Source organism: Streptomyces sp. Tu 2975, assembly GCF_009832925.1.
Taxonomy (GTDB): Bacteria; Actinomycetota; Actinomycetes; order Streptomycetales; family Streptomycetaceae; genus Streptomyces.
Window position 1 is genome coordinate 5,245,180 of sequence record NZ_CP047140.1, and the last position, 22,213, is coordinate 5,267,392.

Sequence of the window (22,213 nt, forward strand, 5' to 3'; positions counted from 1 at the left end):
GTCGGCCCCGCCGGTGCCGAGGCGCGGGCGGGGGCCCTAGCGTGCGCCCTCCGCCACCGCATACGCCTCGACCGAGAACAGCGAGTAGCCGAACTCCGTCACCCGCTCGTCGCACTGCACCCGCACGAACCGCGTCCCCGGCGCGTCCAGCCGGACCGACTCGCGGCCGCCCCTGCCGTCCGTGACCGTCGCCGCGGTGCGCCAGACCCTGCCGTCCGAGGAGACCTGGATGCGATACCTCGTCGCATACGCGTCCTGCCAGTGCAGCGTCACCTGTCCCACCCGGACCGGCCGGGCCAGTTGCACCTGCCACCACGCGCTCGGGCCGATCGGGGACGACCAGCGGGTGCCGGCGTCCGTGTCGATCGCGGCGGCCGCCGGGAAGTCGGCGGTCTCGTCGCCGGACGAGGACGCCGTCGCGCCCACCTCGCGTGTCAGGTCACCCCCGCCGGTGGGCGGGAAGGCGCGCACGGTGAGCGTGCGCTCCTGTCCGGCGAAGGACAGCGGCACCCGGTACTCGCCCGCCGGGGTGTTTTCGGGGACGGTCACCTCGACCGGCACCGTGGTGCGCACGCCGCGCGGCACGGTGGTCTGCTTCGGGACCGTCACCTTGATGCCCGCCGGCGCCTCCGCGGTGAGCGTGCCGCGCACCTCGCCGGGGCGCTGTGCGGTCAGCCGGACGTCGGCACGCTGCGGCCTGCCGCCGATCTCGGCGCTGGTCGTCTCCCGTACGAGGTCGAGGCCCGCCGCGGGTTCGTCCGCGAACCAGGGCACCAGGGAGCGTACGGCCGGGCTGTCGCCGCCGCCGGTCGTGACCCGTACGGCGTCCACCCGCAGCCCCGCCGCGTCGGCCTGGGTCCAGCCACCCGCGGACAGCGGGCCCAGCTGACGCCAGCCCTCGCCGGGGACGTGCACCTCGAGCCGACCGGCGGACTCGGCGGAGCGCGGGGAGCCGTTCGTGGGCGCCGTCATCGCGGTCACGGCCGTGAGGGGCCGGGGCCGTGCCAGCCGCACGACGTCCTGGCCCGGCCGGCCGGCCGCGGTCTGGTCGGCTCCCGTCCAGGCGCGTGACTCCTTCACGGCCCGGTCCAGGAAGGGCGTGAGGACACCTTTGCCGACCGTGGCCCGGCTCGCGGCCACGTCGGTGCGCAGCGGCTCGAGGGCCAGTGAGGCGCGCCACGCGGCCTCGCCGTCGCCGCGGCCCTGCGCCTGGAGCATGTCGACCGCCAGCTCGCCGGCCTTCCCGTACCGGGCCAACTGGTCGAGCCAGGGCCGGACCTCGTCCACGAGCCGGCCGTCAGCGGTTCCCCTGAGCCGTTCCGGAGCCCGGCGCATCACCGTGAAGGCATCGCGCAGGGCGGTCGCGGCCCGGTCCCTGGCCCGGGCGTCCGCCGTGGTGCGGGAACGCCAGAACTCGTCCAGCAGCGGCCGTAGATAGGCCGACTCGTCGTCGGGGTCCAGGATCGAGGAGGCGTCGTTCCCCGCGAGCGCGCGCAGCGCCTCACGTGCACCGGCGTCGCCGCCGGCCAGGTCGTCGAGCGCGGCCTGCCAGGACTGCTCGGGCCGGTAACCCTTCGGGTTCCAGGCGTAGTCGGCGGCGGTGAACAGCGGGACGCGGGAGGCGGTGGCCTGTTCCATCGCGTTGGCGAGCAGCGCGGCGGACCCGGTCGCCACAGCCGGCTCACGGCCGGTGTAGGGGCCGAGGAACAGGCGGTCCTGGGCGTAGTCGTTGACCGGGTAGTTGTCCATGGTGACCAGGGGATGGCCGAAGGCGTCCCGGGCGCCCGCCAGTTCGCGGCCGGTGATGGTGCGCGGCACCACGCCGACCCCGGTCCACGCCACCTGCACCCTGCCGTCCAGCTGCGCCGCGAGCGCCCGCCGGTAGTCGGTCGTGCCCTCCTGGTAGAACTCGGTGGGCATCACGGACAGCTCCGCCTCCGGGTGACGCTCCGCCAGGTGGCGTGCCACCTCGCCCGCGACCCGGGCGTGCGCCTTCGCCGCCGCTCCGGGCCCGGAGCCGAAGGCCTCCGCGTCCTTCGAGCAGTGCCATTCGCTGTAGCTGACGTCCTGGAACTGCAGCTGGAACGCCCGGAAGCCCAGCGCCCACATCGCGTCGACCTTGCGGGTCAGGGCCTTCATGTCGGACTCGTCGGCCAGGCACATCGACTGGGCGGGCGCGACGGCCCACGCCAGGGTGACGTGGTTGCGCCGCGCCCGCTCCGCCAGTTCACGCAGTTCGGCGCGCTGGGCGGCCGGGTACGGGTCGCGCCAGCGGGTCTGCCGGAAGGGGTCGTCGCCGGGGGCGTAGAGATAACGGTTCTGCTTGGTGCGCCCCATGAAGTCGAGCTGCGCCAGGCGCTGCTCACGGTTCCAGGGGTGTCCGTAGAAGCCTTCCGTCGTGCCGCGCACGGCGGTGCCCGGCCAGTCGCGTACGACGACTCCGGCGACCGTTCCCGCGTCGACCAGTTGGCGCAGGGTCTGCACGCCGTGGAAGAGGCCGTCCTCGCCGACGCCGTCGAGGGCGACCGTGTCACGGTCCGCGACGCGGCCCACGGCGAGCCGGTAGCCGCCGGACGGCAGATCGGTACGCTCCGGCGCGCGCAGGGCGCGCAGCGCCGACAGGGCGTCGCCGCCACCGAGGTGGACCACGGGCCCACGGCCGGGCAGCCGGGTGTGCAGGGTGCGGACGCCGGACTCGCGGAGCAACTCCTCGAGCAGCGCGACCGCGTACGGGTCGGCGGACGGGTCCGCGACGAGGGTCGCCTCGTCGCCCAGCCGTACGGCCTCTCCCCGGGTGCGCAGGGACTGGGGGCGCGGCCACACGGAAGGGGTCGCGGCAGTGTCCCTGGGGTCCTGCGCGGTGCCGGTGGGGGAGCCGGGCTCCTGCGGTTGCGCGGTCGCGCCGTGCGCGGTTCCCGCACCGCCGAGCAGGCCACCGATGACGGCGACCGCGACGGCTGCCGCGGTACGTCTTCCGGCCCCGAGCCGCACGGCTGTCTCCCCTCGTCCGACCGCTGCCGTTCCGGTCGGTTTCGAGCCCACCACCACCACCGTCGGAGTGTCAATGTGCGTGGCCGTTGTGCGCCTTTTGCCTGGCGTGGTGAATGATCGGGGCACGTGACAAACGGAGAACGGGATGTGACACGGAACACGTTGACCGAACGGACACGTCTGCCGTTCCACGCGCTGGGTAGGGCTGCTGTGACCCCTCACGTCCCATTGGAGTGATTACCGTGGCCGCATCAGCGCACCTGCTGCTCTCCGCCTTGTCCAAACAGGTCCCGGGCCGGGTTCCGGGACCTGCGAAACCGGCCCCGACCGCATGCCCGCCGGCCCACGAGGCCCCGCTGACCGGCGAGCCGCCGCTCGCCTACGACGTCCCCCTCACGAGCGAGCCGCCGCTCGCTCACGCCGCCCCGCTCACCAGCGAGCCACCGCTCGCCGACATCGCGCCCCTGACGAGCGAGCCGACCGCCCACGGCACGGCGGGCGGTACGGAGTCGCCGGGGGTCTGAAGGAGTCCGCATGGGCCTTGCCCGGCTTGCCGAGCTGCACGGAGTCGCCACCACCTTCTCGCCCGCCAAGGGCGTGACCGTCGCAGTCCCGGACGCCACCGTCGTGGCCGTTCTCGCCGCGCTGGACATCGACGCGTCCACGCCGGAGGCGGTACGCGCCGCGCTGGACCGTGCCGAGCATGCCGCGGCGAGCCGGCTCCTGCCCCGCACGGTCGTCGTATGGCAAGGCCCCGACGGCGAGAGGGCCGGCGTACCGCCGGCTCTGACCGCCCTCCCCGCCGGCACGACCCTCCGTGTGACCACGGAGGAGGGCCGCGAGCTCAGCTGGACCACCCCGCGGCGCACGGACGCACGGAACACGGACGCGGGGGCCGTGGGCGGCGGCACTCCGCACGGCACCCGCCCGGCCTCCGCGCACGCCGCCAAAGGCCCGGACGGCGGCCGGGTCTGGCAGCAACTGCCGCCCGGTGTGCACCGGCTGCACGCCGTCGCGCCGGACGGCCGCGGCACCGACGCCGGCCTGGTCGTCGCTCCCGCGCGGGTGCCCGCCCCGGACGGGCGCTCCCACGGTTTCCTCGTCCAGCTCTACTCCCTGCTCTCCGCACGTTCCTGGGGCATGGGCGACCTCGGTGACCTCGCCGAGCTGGCCACTTGGTCGGGACGGTCGCTCGGCGCGTCCTTCGTCCAGGTGAATCCGTTGCACGCCGCCGTACCGGGCGCCCCCACCGACCCCTCCCCGTACCGCCCTTCCTCCCGTCGCTTCCCCGACCCCGTCCATCTGCGCATCGAGGACGTGCCCGAGTGCGCGTACGCGGACCCGGCGGACCGGCGGCGGCTGGAGGAGCTGCGCGACCGGGCGGCGGAACTGCGTGAATCGGTGCTCGACAAAGGCGCGTTGATCGACCGGGACGCCGTCTGGGAGCTCAAGGCCCAGGCGCTGGAGATCATCCACCGCATCCCCCTCGGCCCCGGACGCCGCGCCGCCTACCGCGACTTCGTCGCGGAACAGGGCCAGGCGCTGGAGGACCACGCCACCTGGTGCGCGCTCGCCGAGGTGCACGGCTCCGAGTGGCACGACTGGCCCGCCGCGCTGCGCGACCCCCGCTCGCCGCAGACGGCGGAGGCCAGGGCAGGGCTGGCCGACCGGGTCGACTTCCACAGCCGACTGGTCTGGCTGACCGACGAGCAGCTGGCCGCGGCGGGACGCGCGGCTCGCGAGGCCGGCATGGAGGTCGGGATCGTCCACGACCTCGCGGTCGGTGTCCACCCGGGCGGCGCCGACGCCTGGGCACAGCAGGACTCCTTCGCCGCCGGGATGTCGATCGGCGCCCCGCCGGACGCCTTCAACGCGCACGGACAGGACTGGGGGCTGCCGCCCTGGCGGCCCGACGCGCTGGCCGCGTCCGGCTACGCCCCCTACCGCGGGCTGCTGCGCGGCATCCTGCGCAACGCGGGCGCCCTCCGCATCGACCATGTGATGGGCCTGTTCCGGCTCTGGTGGGTGCCGATCGGCAGCCCTCCCACCGAAGGTGCCTACGTCCGCTACGACGCGGAGGCCATGCTCGCCGTCCTCGTCCTCGAGGCGCACCGCGCGGGTGCCGTCGTCATAGGAGAGGACCTCGGGACGGTCGAGCCCGGAGTGCGGGAAGCGCTGTCCCGCCGTGGTGTGCTCGGCACCTCCGTGCTCTGGTTCGAACGGGACTGGTCCGGCGACGGACGCCCGCTGCCGCCCGCGAAGTGGCGCGAAGGCTGCGTCGCCACCGCCACGACCCACGACCTGCCGTCCACGGCGGCCCGGCTCACCGGCGGCCATGTGGAGCTGCGCCACCGGCTCGGTCTGCTGGCCCGCCCCCTGGACGAGGAACGCACGGAGGAGACGGCCGATGTCACCGAGTGGCTCGCCCTGCTCAGCGACCTCGGCCTGCTGCCGGAGGGTCCCGGCGACGAGGAGGGCGCGATCCGGGCCGTCTACCGCTACCTGCTGCGCACCCCGGCGCGGATGGTGGGGATCTGGCTTCCCGACACGGTGGGCGACCGACGCCCGCAGAACCTGCCGGGGACCTGGGACCAGTACCCGAACTGGCGTCTGCCCGTCTCGGACGCCGAGGGGCGCCCCATGAGCCTGGAGGGGTTGGCCGCCTCACCCAGGCTGCACCGTCTCCTGGAGGTCTTCGCTGCCCGTACGGCACCCCCGGACGCGCGGCCGTCATAGCCGTTCGCTACGTTGGGCACCGTGGACAAGAAGAACGCCTTGCGCGCCGGCGCCGTAGCGGCCGGTACGACGCTGATGATGCTGCTCATGTCGTCCCCCGCGCTTGCGCTCACCCCGGACGACGGCGACGACCCGGGTCCGGGCCTGAGCGTGGCCGAGACCCTCGGCCTGTACGTGGCGGCGCCGCTCGTCCTTTTCGCGGTGATCGCCGGTCTGGTGATGGTGCTCGACAAGTCCAAGAAGCAGAGCTGACACAGGACTGATCCGTCCGAAGGCGCCCGGTGTGCGACGCACCCGGGCGCTTTCGCCGTGCCCGGACACCGGCACACCGTTCAGATCTGCTTCAAAGAACGATCGAAAACTTTCGATGGACCTGATGTTTCCTCCCGTGTGACCGTTGGCTCCACATGCCGGCGAGGCCCGTTGAGGGCGGAGGAGACACAGGATGACCCTGACGCCAGAGGTTCGGACAGGAGAGCACACACAGGACCGGAACAGGACGGCGGCCGAGGGTGTCCGGCGCGAGCGGGCGGCCCGGTGGGTGCGGGGTGCCATGGGGCCCGGGCTGCTGCTCGCCGCCGTCGCGACCGTCGTCTGGTCGGGGAGCTTCGTCACGTCCCGCGCTCTGCACGACTCCGTACCTCCGGTCCAGGCGGCGTTCTGGCGCTGGGTCGTCGCCATCGCCGCCGTCGCTCCGTTCGCCCTGCGGCAGACCTGGCGGCAGCGGGCGCTCGTCCGCCGTCACCTCGGCTTCCTGACCGTCGCGGCGCTCCTCGGCGTCACCGTCTACAACACCCTCGTCAACCAGGCCGGGCTCACCACCTCCGCGGCCAACATGGGCATGATCATGGCCGCCTCGCCCGTCCTGATGGCGCTGTACGAGCGGCTGTCGGGCAGCCGCCTCGGAGCCCGCCGCGTCTTCGGGACGGCCGTCGCCTGCTGCGGTGTCCTGCTGCTCGTCGGCGACGGATCACCGTCGTTCAGCTTCGCCCCGGGCGACCTGTGGATGTTCGCGGCGGCACTCAGCTTCGCCGCGTACAGTGTCCTGCTGCGCCGCCGTCCCGACGGTCTCGAGGGACCGGTGCTGCTGTTCACCACGTTCGTGCTCGGTGCGCTGATGCTGCTGCCGGCGCAGCTGATCAGCCTCTCCGCGCTGGGCGGCTTCGAGCCGTCGGTCGGCACCGTCGGTCCGCTCGTCTACGTCGGAGTCTTCTCCTCCGCCGTCGCCTTCTTCGCCTGGAACAGGGCGATCGCACTCATCGGGGCGGCCAAGGCCGGTGTCGTCTACTACCTGCAACCGGTGTGTGTGGCGCTGCTCTCCTACGCGCTGCTGGGCGAGACGCTCGGGAGTGCGCAGGTCGTGTGCATGGCGCTGATCCTCGGCGGGGTGGCCCTCGCCGCCGCCGGAAGGCCCGCCCGATAGCGTGCGCTACATGATCGAGTGGGACATCAAGAAGCTCCGGATCCTCCGTGCTCTCGGCGAGCACGGGACCGTGACGGCCACCGCCGAGGCGCTGTTGATGACCCCCTCGGCCGTGTCACAGCAGCTGTCGAACCTGGCCAGGCAGCTCGGAGTGCCGCTGCTGGAGGCTCAGGGACGCCGTGTGCGGCTCACCGACGCGGCGCATCTGGTGCTGCGGCACGCGGAGGCGGTGTTCGCGCAGCTGGAGCGGGCGGAGGCGGAGCTGGCCGACTACCTGCGGGGCGAGGTCGGGGTGGTGCGGGTCGGGGCGTTCTCGACGGCCGTGCCGGCTCTCGTCGTACCGGCGGTGCGGCGGCTGCGGACCGGCCACCCGGGCCTCGACGTCCGGGTGAGGGAGGCCGAGGCGTCCGAGGCGTACGAACTCCTCTCCTCGGGCCGCGTCGACCTGGCCCTGTCCCTCGCTGCGCACGCGCCCACGGCCCGCGACCCGCGGTTCGCCCTGGTGCCGCTGCTCGCCGACCCGTTGGACGTGGCGCTGCAGGCCGGTCATCCGCTGGCCCTGTCCGAGGATCTGCGGCTGGCGGACCTGTCGGGCGAGCCATGGATCTTCGGCGGCAGCGGCCCATGGTCCGAGATCACGCTCGCGGCGTGCGAGGCCGCGGGCTTCGTGCCGGAGCAGGCGCACTCCGCGGCCGGCTGGCCGGCGATCCTGGCGATGGTCGAAGCAGGGATGGGCGTGGCGCTGGTGCCCAGGATGGCGGCAGGGCGGCGGGACGGCGTGCTGATGCGCCCCCTCGGGACGGACCGGCCCCGCCGCCATGTGCTGGCGGCGGTCCGGCGCGGCGCCGAATCGGCACCGGGAGTGGCCCGGGTGCTGGACGCTCTGCGGGAGGTGGCGTCGGAGCGGACGGCGTGACGCCGGGACGCTCGCCCCGATCAGGCCTGATCCGAAGGTCCGGCCTGCTCCGAACGAAAGACCCTAGGCGGAACGCTGGGCCGGCACCTGTGTGCGGACGGGCCGCGCGTCCTCGGCGAGGAGCCCCCACCACCAGGAGACCGCGGGGATGTCCAGCGGCTCGGTACTGTCGTCGGTCGGGACATCGGTGAACACCGACGGCATGCTCGCCGGGTCGTCCGGCGTGGTGTAGCGGACCGAGCTGATACCCCAGTCCTGAGCGCCGCGTATGAAGCAGCGCAGGCTGTGGAGGTACTGCCGCAGCTGGGGGCTGCCCTGCTCGGCGAGTTGCTCGCTCACGGTCGTGAACAGGCACATCACCCGGTCCCGCTGTGAGATCGCCGCGTCCAGGGCCTGAGCGGGCGTCAGGCCGCGTTCCTGCTCGAGCACGCGCAGCGCGTTGAGGTAGTAGCCGGATCCTCTGCGTTCCTTGTGGTACGAGAAAATGTCGTTGTCCCAGGTGATGATGAACGACGCCATCTCGGCCACGGCCCGTACCGCGGTCCGGTCCCGTTCGTACGGCTGAAGTTCGTAGCCGTGGCCCATCTCCAGCATCGGGAGTACCACCGACGTCGCGCCGTCGTAGAGGCGCATCAGGGTGTAGTCGTTGAGGTCGGGGACCGTGCCCGCGCGCCGGTGTGCGGCCTCCCACACGACGGAGAAGAAGTACTCGCGCAGCGCGTCGACCCACCGGGCCGTCTGGCCGGCCGTGCCGAAGCGGTCCACACGCATGCGCAGGTCCCGCAGGCCCGCCGCCAGCGGATCGTCCTGCATCATCGGGGCCTCCGGGTTCTGCGCCACGCGTATCAGGCGGTGCAGGAGGCCGGCCAGGTCGCCCGGCCGGTGGCCGAGCTCCCCCTCCTCGCAGTGGCCGTCGTCGACGCCGAAGAGCCAGAGGATGAAGTCCGCGAGCAGCGACACGACCTCTTCGCGGCCCTCGGGGAGGATGCGGGCGGAGAACGTACCGATGTCCTGGGTGACGAGTTTGCCGCGCAGTTCCTCCGACCCGATGCGGAAGGTTTCCGCCCAGGCCGCTGTCTGCACGTCGATGTCGGAGTGCTTCGGGTGGATCGCTTGTCGAATCGGAGAGAAGAGCGGCGGAACGGTCAGCTCGGGCTCCACTGCGGCCTGCCTCTCGATGCGGGGGATGCAGTGCGTCAACTTCGATGGAAAACGCGCAACTTGCACCCCTCAGTGATCAACTTAGGCGCATCGTACTCAGCCAGAGTGGCCGATCCAACAGGACGATGTCCATACAAACCGGCCACTCGCGAACTTTTGGTGGCCGGAACGGAACAGTTACTTCCGTACTCCACCCGGCGCGGCGGCCGTCAGGACGCCTCCTGCGTCATGGCAAGGGTCTGCAGATAGCGCATCAGCGTCATCAGGACGTCCCGGCTGGAACTGCGCATGCGCGCGTCACAGAGCACTATCGGCACGGCGTCCGGCAGGTCCAGCGCCGCACGCAGCTCGTCGACGGAGTGAGCCGGCGCGTCCGGGAAGGAGTTGACGGCGACCACGAACGGCACGCCGCGCTCCTCGAGCCGCCCGATGACGTCGAAGCTGACCTCGAGCCGGCGGGTGTCGACGAGCACGACGGCGCCCAGCGCGCCCTCGAACAGGCCGCGCCACAGGAACCAGAAGCGCTCCTGGCCGGGGGTGCCGAACAGGTACAGCACCAGCTCCTCGTTGATGCTGATGCGGCCGAAGTCCATCGCGACGGTCGTGGAGGTCTTGCGTTCCACGCCCTGGGTGTCGTCGACGCCGACCCCGGCCTGCGTCATCGTCTCCTCGGTCGTCAGCGGCCTGATCTCACTCACCGAGCCGACCAGCGTCGTCTTGCCGACGCCGAAACCGCCCACGATGACCACCTTGACGGCGGCCGTGGCCGTCTCCGGCAGCACGTCCTCGCTCCGCGGCCCGACGGCCTGCTCAGAGCTTTTGAAGTCCATCGATCACTGCCTCAATCAAAGCGCGGTCGGGGAGACGGGCGGCCCGGACGGGTGCGCGTGCCAGCACCTTGTCCTCGGCCAGAAGATCGCTGAGCAGCACGGTCACCACGCTCACCGGAAGGCTCAGATAGGCGGAGATCTCCGCCACCGAGAGCGGTGCGTGACAGAGCCGGATGATCGCCGCGTGCTCCGGCTGCATGCCGGGCTTGGGACCCGACCTGGCCACGATCAGGGTGACCAGGTCGAGCGCGGTGGGCGCGGACGAGCCGCTGCGGCCGCCCGTGATGACGTAGAGCCGCTCGGGACTGGTCTCTTCCCAGTCCTCGCCCGCGTCGCTCACGCGGTCTGTCCTTCATGCCGCGGCGGCGTGCTCAGGTGCTCTCCGATCCGCAGCACGAGGTCCCGCATCCGGTGGCCCATCAGCCCGGCGTCGACGCCTTCGTCGGCCAGTACCGCGAGATACGCGCCTGCGCCGGCCGCCATCAGATAGAAGAAGCCGCCGTCCATCTCGATGACGACCAGACGCATCTGCCCGTCACCGTGCGGTAGTTCGGACGCGACGGCGGCCGCCAGACTCTGCAGCCCCGCGCAGGCGGCCGCCAGCCGGTCGGCGGTGTCGGTGTCCGCGCCGTACTGGGCCATGCGCAGACCGTCGGCGGACAGGACGACGACGTTGCGCGTCTGCGGGACGCCCTCCGCCAGGTCCTTGAGCATCCAGTCCATGTTGGTCTGGTTGGACTGCCGCTGAATCATGGCTGCTCGTTCCCCTTGCTTGGCTGGGTGGTGTCACCGGACAGGCCGCTCTGGAACGCGGCCAGCCACATGCCGGGCTGCACCGCCGGTGCGGACTCCGTCTCCGAGGCGGCCGAGGGCGCACCGCCGGCGGGCGCCGTCGGGCCGGCGGACTCGCGGGGCGCGGCCGGCGCGGGCACGGTCGCGCGTGCCTTGCGGCGGCGCTGGGGCAGACCGGTGGGGGTCCGCTCTGTCACCACCGGCAGGTCGTCCTCGGGCGGGGCGGCCGACACCGCGGCCGTTGGCCCGGCTACGGGCCTGGGCAGCCGTTCCTGGGTCTCCGAACCGGCCGGGCGCGGGCCGGACGAGGCGCCGATACCGTGCGCGAGGCCGGTCGCGGACGAGGCGGTGGTGATGAGGTCCTGCGGTACGACGAGGACGGCGCGGACACCGCCGTACGCGGACGACCGCAGCGAGACCTGGAAGCCGTACGCCTGGGAGAGCCGGCCGACGACCGCCAGGCCGAGACGGGGCGTCTCACCGAGGTCGTTGACATCGATCCCCTGCTGGGCCTGGCGCAGCATGCGCTCGGCCCGCAGCCGGGCCTCCTCGCTCATGCTGACGCCGCCGTCCTCGATCTCGACGGCGATGCCGGACTGCACGTCCACCGCGGTCAGATGGACCTTGGTGTGCGGTGGCGAGTAGCGGGTGGCGTTGTCGAGGAGCTCGGACAGCGCGTGGATCAGGGGCTCGACGGCGGTGCCGACGACGGCGACCTCGGAGACCGAGTGCAGCTCGACCCGCTGGTAGTCGATGATCCGTGACATCGCGCCACGCATGACGCTGTACAGCGGTACGGCCCTGCTCCACTGGCGGCCGGGGCGGGCACCGCCGAGCACGGCGATGGAGTCGGCGAGGCGGCCGATCAGGGCCGTGCCGTGGTCGATACGCAGGAGGTCGCCGAAGACGCTGGGGGTCTGACCGTGCCGGTCCTCCATCTCCCGAAGTTCCTGCGCCTGCTGGTGGACGATCGCCTGAACGCGGCGGGCGATGTTCACGAAAGCGCGCTGGGCGGATTCGCGCAGGTCCTCCTCCGCGCTGACCGCGCCGACGACCGAGCGGAGCACCGCCTGGTGCTCGGCCGACGCGTCGAGCGAGGCCAGCACGTCCTCGGGGAACTCGCCCTTGCGGAGCCGTTCCACCACCTCGGGCAGCAGCTCGCCGGCGAGCCGGGTGGTCTCGGCGGCCTGTCGCGCGAGGGCGGCGTCCTGCGCCGCGACCGTGTGCCGCAACTGGGCCACCAGTCTGCCGCGCCGCATCACCTCCGCGCAGGCGGCGGCGACCGCGACGACCGCGACGACGCAGATCACGACCACGGGGGTGCGGGCCGAAGCGGAGACCAGGGACACGGCCGCGATCGCGGCCGCGACGGTCGCGGCTACGGGCAGCTGCCAGACAAGGCTGGCCGGGGGCCGCGGACTTCCGGTCGACGTTCCCTGTCGAACCATCAGCATCCTCAGAATCGAACGTGGAAGATCATATGACGACGGGCGGGAGCATATCCCGCTCACGTCAGATCGTTTGACGGTGGGTCACTCCACTGTCGTGATGTATACGGCCGAAATGGCAAACGGGCGCGCCGAGTTCACTCGAAAATGTTTGAACGGTGTGTCGCGCCGACGATGTTGGTATGGCACGTTCGCTCGGCAAGGTCGCGGGCGGGTTGTGCGGCGGCATGTGCGCGCCGTCCCCGCACTTCGCGTTCCGGCGCGGGACCGGGCGCGCGCCGACGGGGCGGCTCCCGCTGTCCCCGGCGGAGGGACCGGCCGCGCCCGGATACGCCAAGGGCGCCCCGGGACGACCGTCAGTGGTCCCGGGACGCCCTCGAACGGGTCAGTCGGTGGTCGCCGCCGCGTCCGCCGCCTGGGCCTTCAGCGCGCGCTCGACGCCCGCGCGGGACTCGGAGACCAGCCGGCGCAGTGCCGCGTTCGGCTCGGCGGAGGAGAGCCACTCGTCCGTCGCGCCCAGCGTCTCCTGGGAGACGAGCAGCGACGGGTAGAGGCCGATCGCGACCTGCTGTGCCATCTCGTGGCTGCGCGACTCCCACACGTCCTTGACCGTCGCGAAGTACTTCTCCGCGTACGGCGTGAGCAGCTCGCGCTGGTCCGTCTGGACGAAGCCGGAGATCACGGCCTCCTGCACGGCGTTGGGCAGCTTGTCGGACTCGACGACCGAGGCCCAGGCCTCCGCCTTCGCCTCCGGGGTCGGCCGCGCCGCCTTCGCGGTCGCCGCGTGCCGCTCGCCGGCCGCGGTCTTGTCGCGCTCGTACTCGCCGGCGATGTCGTCCTCGTCGAAGACGCCGGTCGCGGCGAGCCGCTCCACGAAGGCCCAGCGCAGCTCGGTGTCGACGGCCAGGCCCTCGATCGTCTCCGTGCCGTCGAGCAGCGCCTGGAGCAGGTCGAGCTGCTGCGGGGTGCGCGCGGTCGCGGCGAACGCCCGCGCCCACGCCAGCTGGTGGTCGCTGCCCGGCGCCGCCGCCCGCAGATGCGCGAGCGTGGCGTCCGTCCACCGGGTCAGCCCGGCCTCACGCCAGGCGGGCGCGGCGTACAGGTCGACGGCGAGCTTGACCTGGCGGTGCAGGGACTGGACCACGCCGATGTCGGACTCCTTGCCGATCCCGGAGAGGACCAGCGCGAGGTAGTCGCGGGCGGCCAGTTCGCCGTCGCGGGTCATGTCCCAGGCGGAGGCCCAGCACAGTGCGCGCGGCAGGGACTCGGTGAAGTCGCCGAGGTGTTCCGTGACGTTCCGCAGGGACTCCTCGTCGAGGCGGACCTTGGCGTAGGACAGGTCGTCGTCGTTGAGCAGGACGACGGCCGGGCGGGCCTTCCCCACGAGCGCCGGGACCTCGGTCAGCCCGCCGTCGACGTCGAGCTCGACCCGCTCGCGGCGCACCAGCTTGCCCGCGTCGTCCAGGTCGTACAGGCCGATCGCGATGCGGTGCGGCCGCAGGGTCGGCTCGCCCTTCGCGCCCGCCGGCAGCGCCGGGGCCTCCTGCCTCACGGCGAAGGAGGTGATGACACCGGAGTCGTCCGTGTCGATCTCCGGGCGCAGGACGTTGATGCCGGCCGTCTCCAGCCACGCCTTCGACCACGTCTTCAGGTCGCGGCCGCTGGTCTCCTCCAGCGCACCGAGCAGATCGGACAGACGGGTGTTGCCGAACGCGTGCGCCTTGAAGTAGGCCTGCACGCCGCGGAAGAACTCGTCCATGCCCACATAGGCGACCAGCTGCTTGAGAACCGACGCACCCTTGGCGTACGTGATGCCGTCGAAGTTCACGAGAACGTCATCGAGGTCGCGGATCTCGGCCATGATCGGATGGGTCGACGGCAGCTGGTCCTGCCGGTAGGCCCACGTCTTCATGGAGTTCGCGAACGTGGTCCACGAGTGCGGCCACCTCGAACCCGGCGCGGAGGCCTGGCAGGCGATCGACGTGTAGGTGGCGAACGACTCGTTCAGCCACAGGTCGTTCCACCACTCCATGGTGACGAGGTCGCCGAACCACATGTGGGCGAGCTCGTGCAGGATCGTCTCCGCCCGCACCTCGTACGCCGCGTCCGTCACCTTCGAACGGAAGACGTACTGGTCGCGGATGGTGACGGCGCCCGCGTTCTCCATCGCGCCCGCGTTGAACTCCGGCACGAACAGCTGGTCGTACTTGGCGAACGGGTAGGCGTAGTCGAACTTCTCCTGGAACCAGTCGAAGCCCTGCCGCGTGACGTCGAAGATCGCGTCCGCGTCCAGGTACTCGGCCAGCGACGGACGGCAGTAGATGCCGAGCGGCACCGACTGCCCGTCCTTCTCGTACGAGCTGTGCACGCTGTGGTACGGGCCGGCGATCAGCGCCGTGATGTACGTGGAGATGCGCGGCGTCGGCTCGAAGCGCCACACGTTGTCCTCTGGCGCGGAACCCTCCGACTGCTGCCGCGGCGAGTTCGAGATCACCGTCCAGCCCTCGGGCGCCTTCACGGTGAACCGGAACGTCGCCTTCAGGTCCGGCTGCTCGAAGTTCGCAAAGACACGCCGCGCGTCCGGCACCTCGAACTGCGTGTACAGGTACGCCTGCTCGTCCACCGGGTCGACGAACCGGTGGAGGCCCTCGCCGGTGTTGGTGTACGAGCAGTCGGCGACGACCTTCAGCTCGTTGTCGCCCTCATGAAGATGGTTCAGCGCGATCCGCGAGTCGCGGAAGACGGCGGCCACGTCGAGCGACTTGCCGTTCAGCACCACGTCGTGCACGGCCGGTGCGACCAGGTCGATGAACGTCTCCGCGTTCGCCTCGGCGGACGCGAAACGCACGGTGGTCTCGGACCGGTAGGTCCCGCCGTCCTGTGCCCCGGAGAGATCGAGGTCGATCTCGTACGAGTCAACGGTGAGCAGACGCGCACGCTGCTGCGCCTCTTCACGGGTCAGGTTTGTGCCAGGCACCCGGTCATCTCCTCGGTATGCGATGTTTGCGCTCATCCTTCCACGCGCCGGCCGCCCTTCGCCCAGGAGAATCGGCCCGGTGACGGGCGCCGCCGCGCGCGGGGTTCAGCCGCCGGCGGTGATGCGCCACCGGCCGCCGCCTCGGACCTGGATCGGGCCGGGCCGGGCCGGAGTTCGTGCCGGCCGGGGCCGGTGGCGATCCTCCGGTGCGTCGCGAAGTGCTTGCCCAGCAGCCACAGATCGACCGGGCGGTCCTCGCCGCACTCGACACGGACCCGCCGGGACGGCCCGTGCAGTGGACGACGAGGTCGGCGTCGGCCGACACCCTGCCGTCCGCGGTGACGAGCAGCGTGGAGACGTCCACGGCGGGAGCGCCCGGCGCCCCGGCACACGGCGATCTGGAGCGGCTCGGCAGGCGCGGGCACATTCGGTGCCCCTGACCACGCGTGTCATGCCCGGCAGCTTGCCATGTCACGTACAAGGGGCGATCACCTTCCGGTGATCGCCCCCGAGGCACTGATCGGGTGTGTCAGCCGCGCAGCTCGTCGGCGACCAGTTCGGCGATCTGCACCGCGTTCAGCGCGGCGCCCTTGCGCAGGTTGTCGTTGGAGACGAACAGCGACAGGCCGTTGTCGACGGTCTCGTCCACCCGGATACGGCCGACGTACGAGGCGTCCTTGCCCGCCGCCTGGAGCGGCGTGGGGATTTCGGAGAGCTCCACGCCCGGGGCGTCCTTCAGCAGCTCATAGGCGCGCTCGACACCGAGTTCGTTCGCGAACCGGACGTTGACCTGGAGCGAGTGGCCGGAGAAGACCGGGACGCGTACGCAGGTGCCGGAGACCTTGAGCTCGGGGATCTCGAGGATCTTGCGGGACTCGTTGCGGAGCTTCTGCTCCTCGTCGGTCTCGTGGGAGCCGTCGTCGACGAGGTTGCCCGCCAGCGGGATCACGTTGAAGGCGATGGTGCGCTTGTAGACGCCGGGCTCGGGGAAGGCGACGGCCTCACCGTCGTGGGTGAGCTCCTTGGCACGGTCCGCGGCCGCTCTGACCTGGTCGTCCAGCTCGGCGACTCCCGCGAGGCCGGATCCGGAGACGGCCTGGTAGGTGGTGGCGACCAGGGAGACCAGCCCCGCCTCCTGGTGCAGCGGCTTGAGGACCGGCATGGCGGCCATCGTGGTGCAGTTCGGGTTGGCGATGATGCCCTTGGGGCGGTCCTTGACCGCGTGCGGGTTGACCTCGGAGACCACGAGCGGCACCTCCGGGTCACGGCGCCAGGCGGAGGAGTTGTCGATCACTACGACGCCCTGCGCGGCGACCTTCTCGGCGAGCGCTCTCGAGGTCGCGCCGCCGGCGGAGAACAGGGCGATGTCCAGGCCCGTGAAGTCGGCGGTGGAGGCGTCCTCGACGGTGATCTCCCGGCCTTCCCACTCGATCGTGGAGCCCGCGGACCGGGCCGAGGCGAACAGCCGCAGCTCATCGACCGGGAACTTCCGCTCGGCGAGGATCTTGCGCATGACCGTGCCGACCTGCCCGGTGGCTCCGACGATTCCGACCTTCACGGGGACTCCTCCGTACGTACTTGCGGCCCTGATGCCGTTCCATGATGCGTATGTCCGGGTCCGCCTTGTCCAATCGGTTGTCCGAGTGGCGGGACGTGTGACAAGGAACATGCAGGCGGGGCGGGTGCTCGAAGAGCGCCCGCCCCGCCGTCCTTCTGCCTTCTACGGCTACTCGGTGACCTTGCCGATCACCACGCTGCCGGCGCCCGCGACCGTGCCGCGGGCGTTCAGCAGCTGCACCTCACCGAAGAACTGACGTCCTTCCGGAGCCGCGCCGCCGACCACGACCTCGGCGCTGACCTGCGCCGATGCGCCGTTCGCGAGCTGGACCGACGATCCGGCGTCGACCTTTAGCGAGCCGAGCGACGGGGAGAAGAACACATCGCGGTAGTCGTACTCGGTGGTCCCGGCGGGGACCGAGTAACCGTCGACCACGATCGTGTAGGTACCGGCGGCCGGCTTGAGCAGGCTCACCGCTTCCTCGGAGTCGCCGTCCGCGGCCTGGCCGACCACGACGCCGTCCTTGAGGACCAGCAGGTCCAGGTCCGCGCCGTTGTCGGCGGGCGAGCCGATCGCCACGTCGAGGCGCTCCACGCCCTCGCCGAGGGTGACCGTGGACTCCTGGGACTCACCGTGCGCGATGGACGGACGGGCGACCTTCGCCGAGCCCAGGGAGCCGCCGGCCAGCTTGCCCTCGAGAGAGGCGAAGCGGTTGGTGACGTTCCACTCGACGGGCGTCGGCGTGCCGACCTTCGCCTCGGGGAGCGTCTTGACGGCCGGGTCGAAGTCGGCGCCCAGCACCGTCACGTCCAGCTCGAACGGGTTGTCCAGCAGCGGGGACGTACGCCGCGACTCGACCTCGATCTCCCAGACGCCCGGCATCGGCTCCGGGTAGGAGCGCACGTCGGGGCGGCAGGTGTTGGCCGGGTTCGCGTAGTTCGGGTAGCAGTTGACCGTCGAGGTCGGGTCGACCGGCAGCCCGTACGGGTGGAGGCCGATGAACCGGGTCTGGCTGCCCTCGGCGAGCCCGCCGATGGCGACCTCGAGGTTCTTGGCGCCCTCGGGGACGGTGATGAAGTACGACTTGTGGCTGTTGCGCTGCACCGTGTCCGCCTTGGAGACGGTGTACCCGGGCTTCGCGAGGTCGTCGGAGGCGACCACGGTGGCCAGGATCTGCTTGTCCACGCCCACGGTCGAGCGGTCGTCGGCCTGGAGGACGGCGCTGTGCACGCCGGACGTCTTGGGCCGAGCCTGGACGGTGACGGTGACCGGCTGGTTCAGCGGGAGCCTGACCTCGGACCCGCTGAGCAGACGGAAGGTGCCGTCGTTGTTCTTCCAGCGCAGGGTGTGCGCGACGGCCTTCTTCGGGCCGGTCGTGCGCGTGACGGTGATGTCGTAGGTCCGGCTCTTGCCGGCCTTGAGGCCGCCCTCGCGGTCGTAGAGGCCGGTGCCGAAGCCGGGGGTCTTCAGCGCGAAGTCGATCGCGGTGTCGACCGGGGCCCTGACGGTGTACTCGTGGGCGCCCACGCCGTCCTTGATCTGCTTCCAGGCGTCCACGACGTTGATCAGGCCCGCACCCTGCTCGTGCGCCTGCTCACCGCTGATGCGGTGGGCGGTGCTGGTGAGCGCGGTGCGCAGCTTCGCCGGGGAGAGCTCGATGCCGCGCTGCTTGGCCGCCGAGAGCAGCAGTGCCGCCGCGCCCGCCGCCTGCGGAGAGGACATCGAGGTGCCCTGCATCATCGAGTAGCCGGGCGGCAGCTGGTAGCCGGCCTCGGCGACCGGGCCGCCGGGCGACCAGGTCTGGGTGGTGTTGACCGCCGCGCCGGGCGCGGTGAGCGTCGGCGTGAAGCCGCCGTCCTCGCGCGGTCCGCGAGAGGAGAAGGGCAGCATCGCGTACTTCTTCTCGACACCGGATCCGTAGTTGGACGCCCAGGTCTCCTTGGAGATGGAGGCGCCGACGGAGATCACCTTGTCGGCGACAGCGGGGTCGCCGAGCGTGTTGGTGCCCGGGCCCGAGTTGCCGGCGGAGATCACCAGCTGGACGCCGTAGGTGTCTATGAGCCGGTTGTAGAGCTCGGAGCGCGCGTTGTTGCCGTCGTTCAGCGGGGGCAGACCGCCGATGGACATGTTGACGATGTCCACGCCGCGGTTGATGACCAGGTCGGCCATGCCCTCGGTGAGCGCGATGTTGGTGCAGCCGCCGCTCCAGGTGCAGGCACGCGAGGAGACGATCTTCGCGCCGGGCGCGGCGCCGTTCATCTTGCCGCCGAAGAGGCTGTTGGCGGCGGTGATACCGGCGACGTGCGTGCCGTGCGAGCCCTCGATGACACCGATGTTGACGTAGTCGGCGGTGGCGCCCGCGTCGTTGTAGACGACGTCGGTGCGGACCTCGATGACGAACGGGATGCGCTCGGCGATCTCGGTCTTCGGGTCGTCCTTGCCGAAGTAGCCGACCTGGAAGCCGTTCTTGTACGGCTTCATCAGGGTGTCGTTGGTGAAGTCGGCGTCGTTGTTCAGGTCGACGCGCGCGGTCCGGGTGCCCTCGTCGTAGAGGACAGCCCAGACGTCGGTGGTGTCGCCGTCCCGGTTGAGGTCGCCGGCCATGTCACCGCCCTTGGTGGCGGCCTCTGCGAACAGGTTGAAGCGGTACGCGCCGGCAGGGGCGGAGTAGGTGCGTCCGCCCGCCGTGAAGGTCGGGCCGGTGACGGCCGTGTTCATCCGCAGCCAGGTGCGGTCGCCGTCGGCCACCGGGTCCGTCGCCGTGACCCAGTCGACGATCTTGCGCTCGCCGGTGGTGGTCTTCTGGAGGGCCGGGTGGGCGATGTCGACGCCGGAGTCGAGGATTCCGATGGTCACGCCGCGGCCGTCGGCCTTGGGGTGCGCCTTGACGAAGTCGACCGCACCGGTCTCGAAGGACGGGTTGTACGGGTTCTTCGCCGGGGTCGACGCGTCGGGCGCAGGGTACTGCCGGATCTGCGCGTCGGCGGTGCCCGCGGCCTTCACGGTGTCCGCCGCGGGGGTCGGGTCGTCCAGCTCGATCTCGTGCTTGAGGTCGATGCCGTGCACGCTGGACAGCTTGGCCGCCGACTTGAGGGCGGCCTCGGCCTTGTCCGTGGGCAGCGTGGCACGAACGTAGCCGAGCTTGTCGAACGTCCTGCCGACGGTGGCGCCCTTGACGGCGTCCAGCTGGCCGGCGACCTGCTCGGTCGCGCCGGGTGCGGTGGCCACCATGACGGTGACGGTCTTCTCGCCCTTGGCCTCGGCCTCCGCGAGCAGCTCGGCGTCGGCCGAGCCGATCTTGTCGGAGGACGACTTGGCGGCCTTGACCGCCTGGGCGCCGGCCGGGTCGTCGGCGGGCGCTGTGGCGACGGCCGGAGCGACGCCGGCAGCGACGAGCGCGGCCACCATCGATGCGGCGGCAGCGACGCGGGCCACGCGTCTGTGACCTGGCGTCGAGCGTCCCGTTGTGGAGCTCTCGGGTTCGGGGGTCATCAGCATCCCTGTTTGTGAAAGAGAGGGTCCGGAATACGGTGCCGGATGACCGCTCAGCCTTGCGTAAATGACAGGGGTTTGTGGAGAGTTGATCGAGACGGGATGTGCGCATGGCGTAAACCCGCCACTGCGGATCATGCGCCATCCGGAACGAACAGGTGCTTATCGCCCTCGATGAGCGGACGCGCCGGTAATCTCACCGAATGAACAAGGAGTTGAGGGTCGCGGCGTACGCCGTCTGTATACGGGACGGACAGGTCCTGCTGGCCCGCTGGGTCGCGCGCGACGGCACGAAGAAGTGGACGCTGCCCGGCGGCGGCATGGACCACGGCGAGGACCCCCTCGACACCGTCGTCCGCGAGGTCGAGGAAGAGACCGGCTACATCGCCGAGATGACCGTGCTGCTCGGCCTCGACTCGGTACGCCGCCGCTACCCCCGCAAGCTGGGCGCCTTCGCGGACTTCCAGGGCCTGAGGATCGTGTACGAGGGCCGGATCACCGGCGGCGAGCTGCGCAACGAGACCGGCGGGTCCACGGACCTCGCCGCCTGGCACCCGCTGAACGCGGTGCCGGCGCTCCACCGCGTCGAACTCGTCGACGTGGGCCTGGAGCTGTGGCACTCCAGGCCGGTTCTCGGCAGGGTCGCTCAGCGCGGCAGCACCACCACGTAGGCGGCCGGCTCGCGGTCCGCGGCGGCCATCAGCGCGGTGCGCACCACGGTCGCCTGCTGCTCGGGCGACTCACGGAGCTTGCGCGGCGTCAGGTGCACGACGGTGATGCCGAGCCGCTCCAGGTGCTCCCGCTTGCGCGCGTACCGTGACCACTGGGCGTCCTCGTCGTGGCGGGGCGCGCGCGTGTCCAGCTCCACGGCCACGGCCTGCTCCGGCCAGTACGCGTCGACCCGGCCCAGACAAGGGCCGCCGGGGAGGCGGAGGTCCACGTTCCACAAGGGGTCCGGCAGGCCGCCGTCGCGAACGAGTCCGTACAGCCTGCCCTCCGCCAGCGCACGGCCCTCCGCGAGCAGTTCGTCCACGGCGCTCACGACGTGCGGACGGTCCAGGAGCCGCGCGTCGTTCAACTCCCGTACCAGCGCGGCCGGCTCGCAGTGCCCGCTTCGCACGGCCTCCGTCAGCAGCCGGCCGATCAGCGCGGCGTCGTCGAGCTCCGCCACCGCGTCGGCGAGGGCGCGGGACGCGGGGGCGACGGGCACGCCGCCGGCCTCCTCCGCCGGGGGCATCGACTGCCCGCGCACCAGCCGGGCGAAACCGGCCGACCGCAACCGCCGCGTCCGCGGCACGAGCACGTCGATCAGCTCGATCGACGTCAGCGGTGGAGCCGCCGTGAATCCGTGCAGCGCGAGGGCGGCGAGCCCGGTGACCATCGCTTCGCCGTACGGCGCCGAGTCGTGCCGCTGGGCCGGCAGCACGGGCCGGCCTGCGTACAGCAGCGCGGCGTGCAGCCGCTCCTCGCCGGTGGCCGGTCCCGGTTGCAGCAGATACACCCCCGGCAGCAGCAACTGCCAGCCCCCGCCGGGCCGGCACCGCTCGGCGACCCGCGAGGGCGTGAAGCCGTGCGTACGCAACTGCGCCCCGGACACGACCCGTCGGCGCACGTCACCGTCGGGCCGGCCGAGGGGGAGGGGGAGGGGGGAGAGGGGAGCGTTGGGCTGGTTCATGCCGATGAGATGCCCGCCTCGCCGGACCGGGCTAACCGCTGTTACAAGCTCGTCGACAATTCAGGACAACCGCGTCCTAAAGTACGCACGTTCGAGTGCCGAAGTAGGGCGGCCGCATCGCGTGCGGCCCTCGGCCGTGGCCTGAACCTCTCTACGGCCCGGCGGCCACGAGGGAGGGCGGGCCGGATGTGCGACTCGAGTGCCGCCGGCGGCG

General features: G+C 71.7%; 17 protein-coding genes. 7 read left to right on the plus strand and 10 right to left on the minus strand.

The window, feature by feature from the left end; all coding sequences use genetic code 11:
• Positions 1-36: 36 nt before the first annotated feature.
• Complete coding sequence (locus GLX30_RS23270) at positions 37-2,991, minus strand: beta-N-acetylglucosaminidase domain-containing protein (RefSeq protein WP_159691990.1); 2,955 nt, start codon at positions 2,989-2,991, stop codon at positions 37-39.
• Positions 2,992-3,233: 242 nt separating this feature from the next.
• On the opposite strand from GLX30_RS23270, the gene GLX30_RS23275 reads away from it, so the two are divergent.
• The 5 genes from GLX30_RS23275 (at position 3,234) to GLX30_RS23295 (ending at position 8,066) form a co-directional block, all read left to right on the plus strand.
• Positions 3,234-3,515 (plus strand): hypothetical protein, encoded by a 282-nt coding sequence (locus GLX30_RS23275; RefSeq protein ID WP_159691992.1) that lies wholly within the window; start codon positions 3,234-3,236, stop codon positions 3,513-3,515.
• A gap of 10 nt (positions 3,516-3,525) precedes the next feature.
• Positions 3,526-5,727: a 4-alpha-glucanotransferase gene (malQ, locus tag GLX30_RS23280; protein WP_159691994.1), complete on the plus strand. Its 2,202-nt coding sequence runs from the start codon at positions 3,526-3,528 to the stop codon at positions 5,725-5,727.
• 21 nt (positions 5,728-5,748) lie between these two features.
• Positions 5,749-5,979 (plus strand): hypothetical protein, encoded by a 231-nt coding sequence (locus tag GLX30_RS23285; protein WP_159691996.1) that lies wholly within the window; start codon positions 5,749-5,751, stop codon positions 5,977-5,979.
• Positions 5,980-6,280: 301 nt separating this feature from the next.
• On the plus strand, positions 6,281-7,150 hold the full coding sequence (locus GLX30_RS23290) for a DMT family transporter (protein ID WP_244258488.1): 870 nt from the start codon (positions 6,281-6,283) through the stop codon (positions 7,148-7,150).
• A 10-nt stretch (positions 7,151-7,160) separates the two neighbouring features.
• The gene (locus tag GLX30_RS23295; protein ID WP_159691998.1) at positions 7,161-8,066 is read left to right on the plus strand and encodes a LysR family transcriptional regulator; all 906 of its coding nucleotides are present in this window, start codon (positions 7,161-7,163) and stop codon (positions 8,064-8,066) included.
• A gap of 63 nt (positions 8,067-8,129) precedes the next feature.
• Here the strand turns inward: GLX30_RS23295 and GLX30_RS23300 are convergent, their stop codons facing one another.
• The 6 genes from GLX30_RS23300 to pepN form a co-directional block, all read right to left on the minus strand.
• Complete coding sequence (locus GLX30_RS23300) at positions 8,130-9,227, minus strand: selina-4(15),7(11)-diene synthase (protein ID WP_159695203.1); 1,098 nt, start codon at positions 9,225-9,227, stop codon at positions 8,130-8,132.
• 209 nt (positions 9,228-9,436) lie between these two features.
• Positions 9,437-10,057 carry an ATP/GTP-binding protein gene (locus tag GLX30_RS23305; protein ID WP_159692000.1) on the minus strand — a complete coding sequence of 207 codons (621 nt, stop codon included), beginning with the start codon at positions 10,055-10,057 and terminating at the stop codon, positions 9,437-9,439.
• Complete coding sequence (locus GLX30_RS23310) at positions 10,038-10,397, minus strand: DUF742 domain-containing protein (RefSeq protein ID WP_159692002.1); 360 nt, start codon at positions 10,395-10,397, stop codon at positions 10,038-10,040. The genes GLX30_RS23305 and GLX30_RS23310 overlap by 20 nt, the downstream gene beginning before the upstream one ends.
• On the minus strand, positions 10,394-10,810 hold the full coding sequence (locus GLX30_RS23315; protein WP_159692004.1) for a roadblock/LC7 domain-containing protein: 417 nt from the start codon (positions 10,808-10,810) through the stop codon (positions 10,394-10,396). The genes GLX30_RS23310 and GLX30_RS23315 overlap by 4 nt, the downstream gene beginning before the upstream one ends.
• Complete coding sequence (locus tag GLX30_RS23320) at positions 10,807-12,297, minus strand: ATP-binding protein (protein WP_208545469.1); 1,491 nt, start codon at positions 12,295-12,297, stop codon at positions 10,807-10,809. Before GLX30_RS23320 ends, GLX30_RS23315 begins: the two co-directional genes overlap by 4 nt.
• 385 nt (positions 12,298-12,682) lie before the next feature.
• Positions 12,683-15,274 (minus strand): aminopeptidase N, encoded by a 2,592-nt coding sequence (pepN, locus tag GLX30_RS23325; protein WP_159692008.1) that lies wholly within the window; start codon positions 15,272-15,274, stop codon positions 12,683-12,685.
• A 206-nt stretch (positions 15,275-15,480) separates the two neighbouring features.
• Between pepN and GLX30_RS23330 the strand changes: the two genes are divergently transcribed.
• Complete coding sequence (locus tag GLX30_RS23330) at positions 15,481-15,714, plus strand: hypothetical protein (RefSeq protein WP_159692010.1); 234 nt, start codon at positions 15,481-15,483, stop codon at positions 15,712-15,714.
• A gap of 89 nt (positions 15,715-15,803) precedes the next feature.
• Here the strand turns inward: GLX30_RS23330 and GLX30_RS23335 are convergent, their stop codons facing one another.
• Positions 15,804-16,832 carry an aspartate-semialdehyde dehydrogenase gene (locus tag GLX30_RS23335; RefSeq protein ID WP_159692012.1) on the minus strand — a complete coding sequence of 343 codons (1,029 nt, stop codon included), beginning with the start codon at positions 16,830-16,832 and terminating at the stop codon, positions 15,804-15,806.
• Between the two features lie 168 nt (positions 16,833-17,000).
• Positions 17,001-20,330, minus strand: coding sequence for a S8 family serine peptidase (locus GLX30_RS23340; protein WP_159692014.1), 3,330 nt, complete (start codon positions 20,328-20,330; stop codon positions 17,001-17,003).
• A gap of 197 nt (positions 20,331-20,527) precedes the next feature.
• Between GLX30_RS23340 and GLX30_RS23345 the strand changes: the two genes are divergently transcribed.
• Positions 20,528-20,995, plus strand: coding sequence for an NUDIX hydrolase (locus GLX30_RS23345; RefSeq protein WP_159692016.1), 468 nt, complete (start codon positions 20,528-20,530; stop codon positions 20,993-20,995).
• Here the strand turns inward: GLX30_RS23345 and GLX30_RS23350 are convergent.
• Entirely contained in the window at positions 20,971-21,999 is a 1,029-nt protein-coding gene (locus tag GLX30_RS23350; protein ID WP_159692018.1) for a hypothetical protein, read from the minus strand. The two genes, GLX30_RS23345 and GLX30_RS23350, sit on opposite strands and share 25 nt — an antisense overlap.
• Positions 22,000-22,213: the final 214 nt, after the last annotated feature.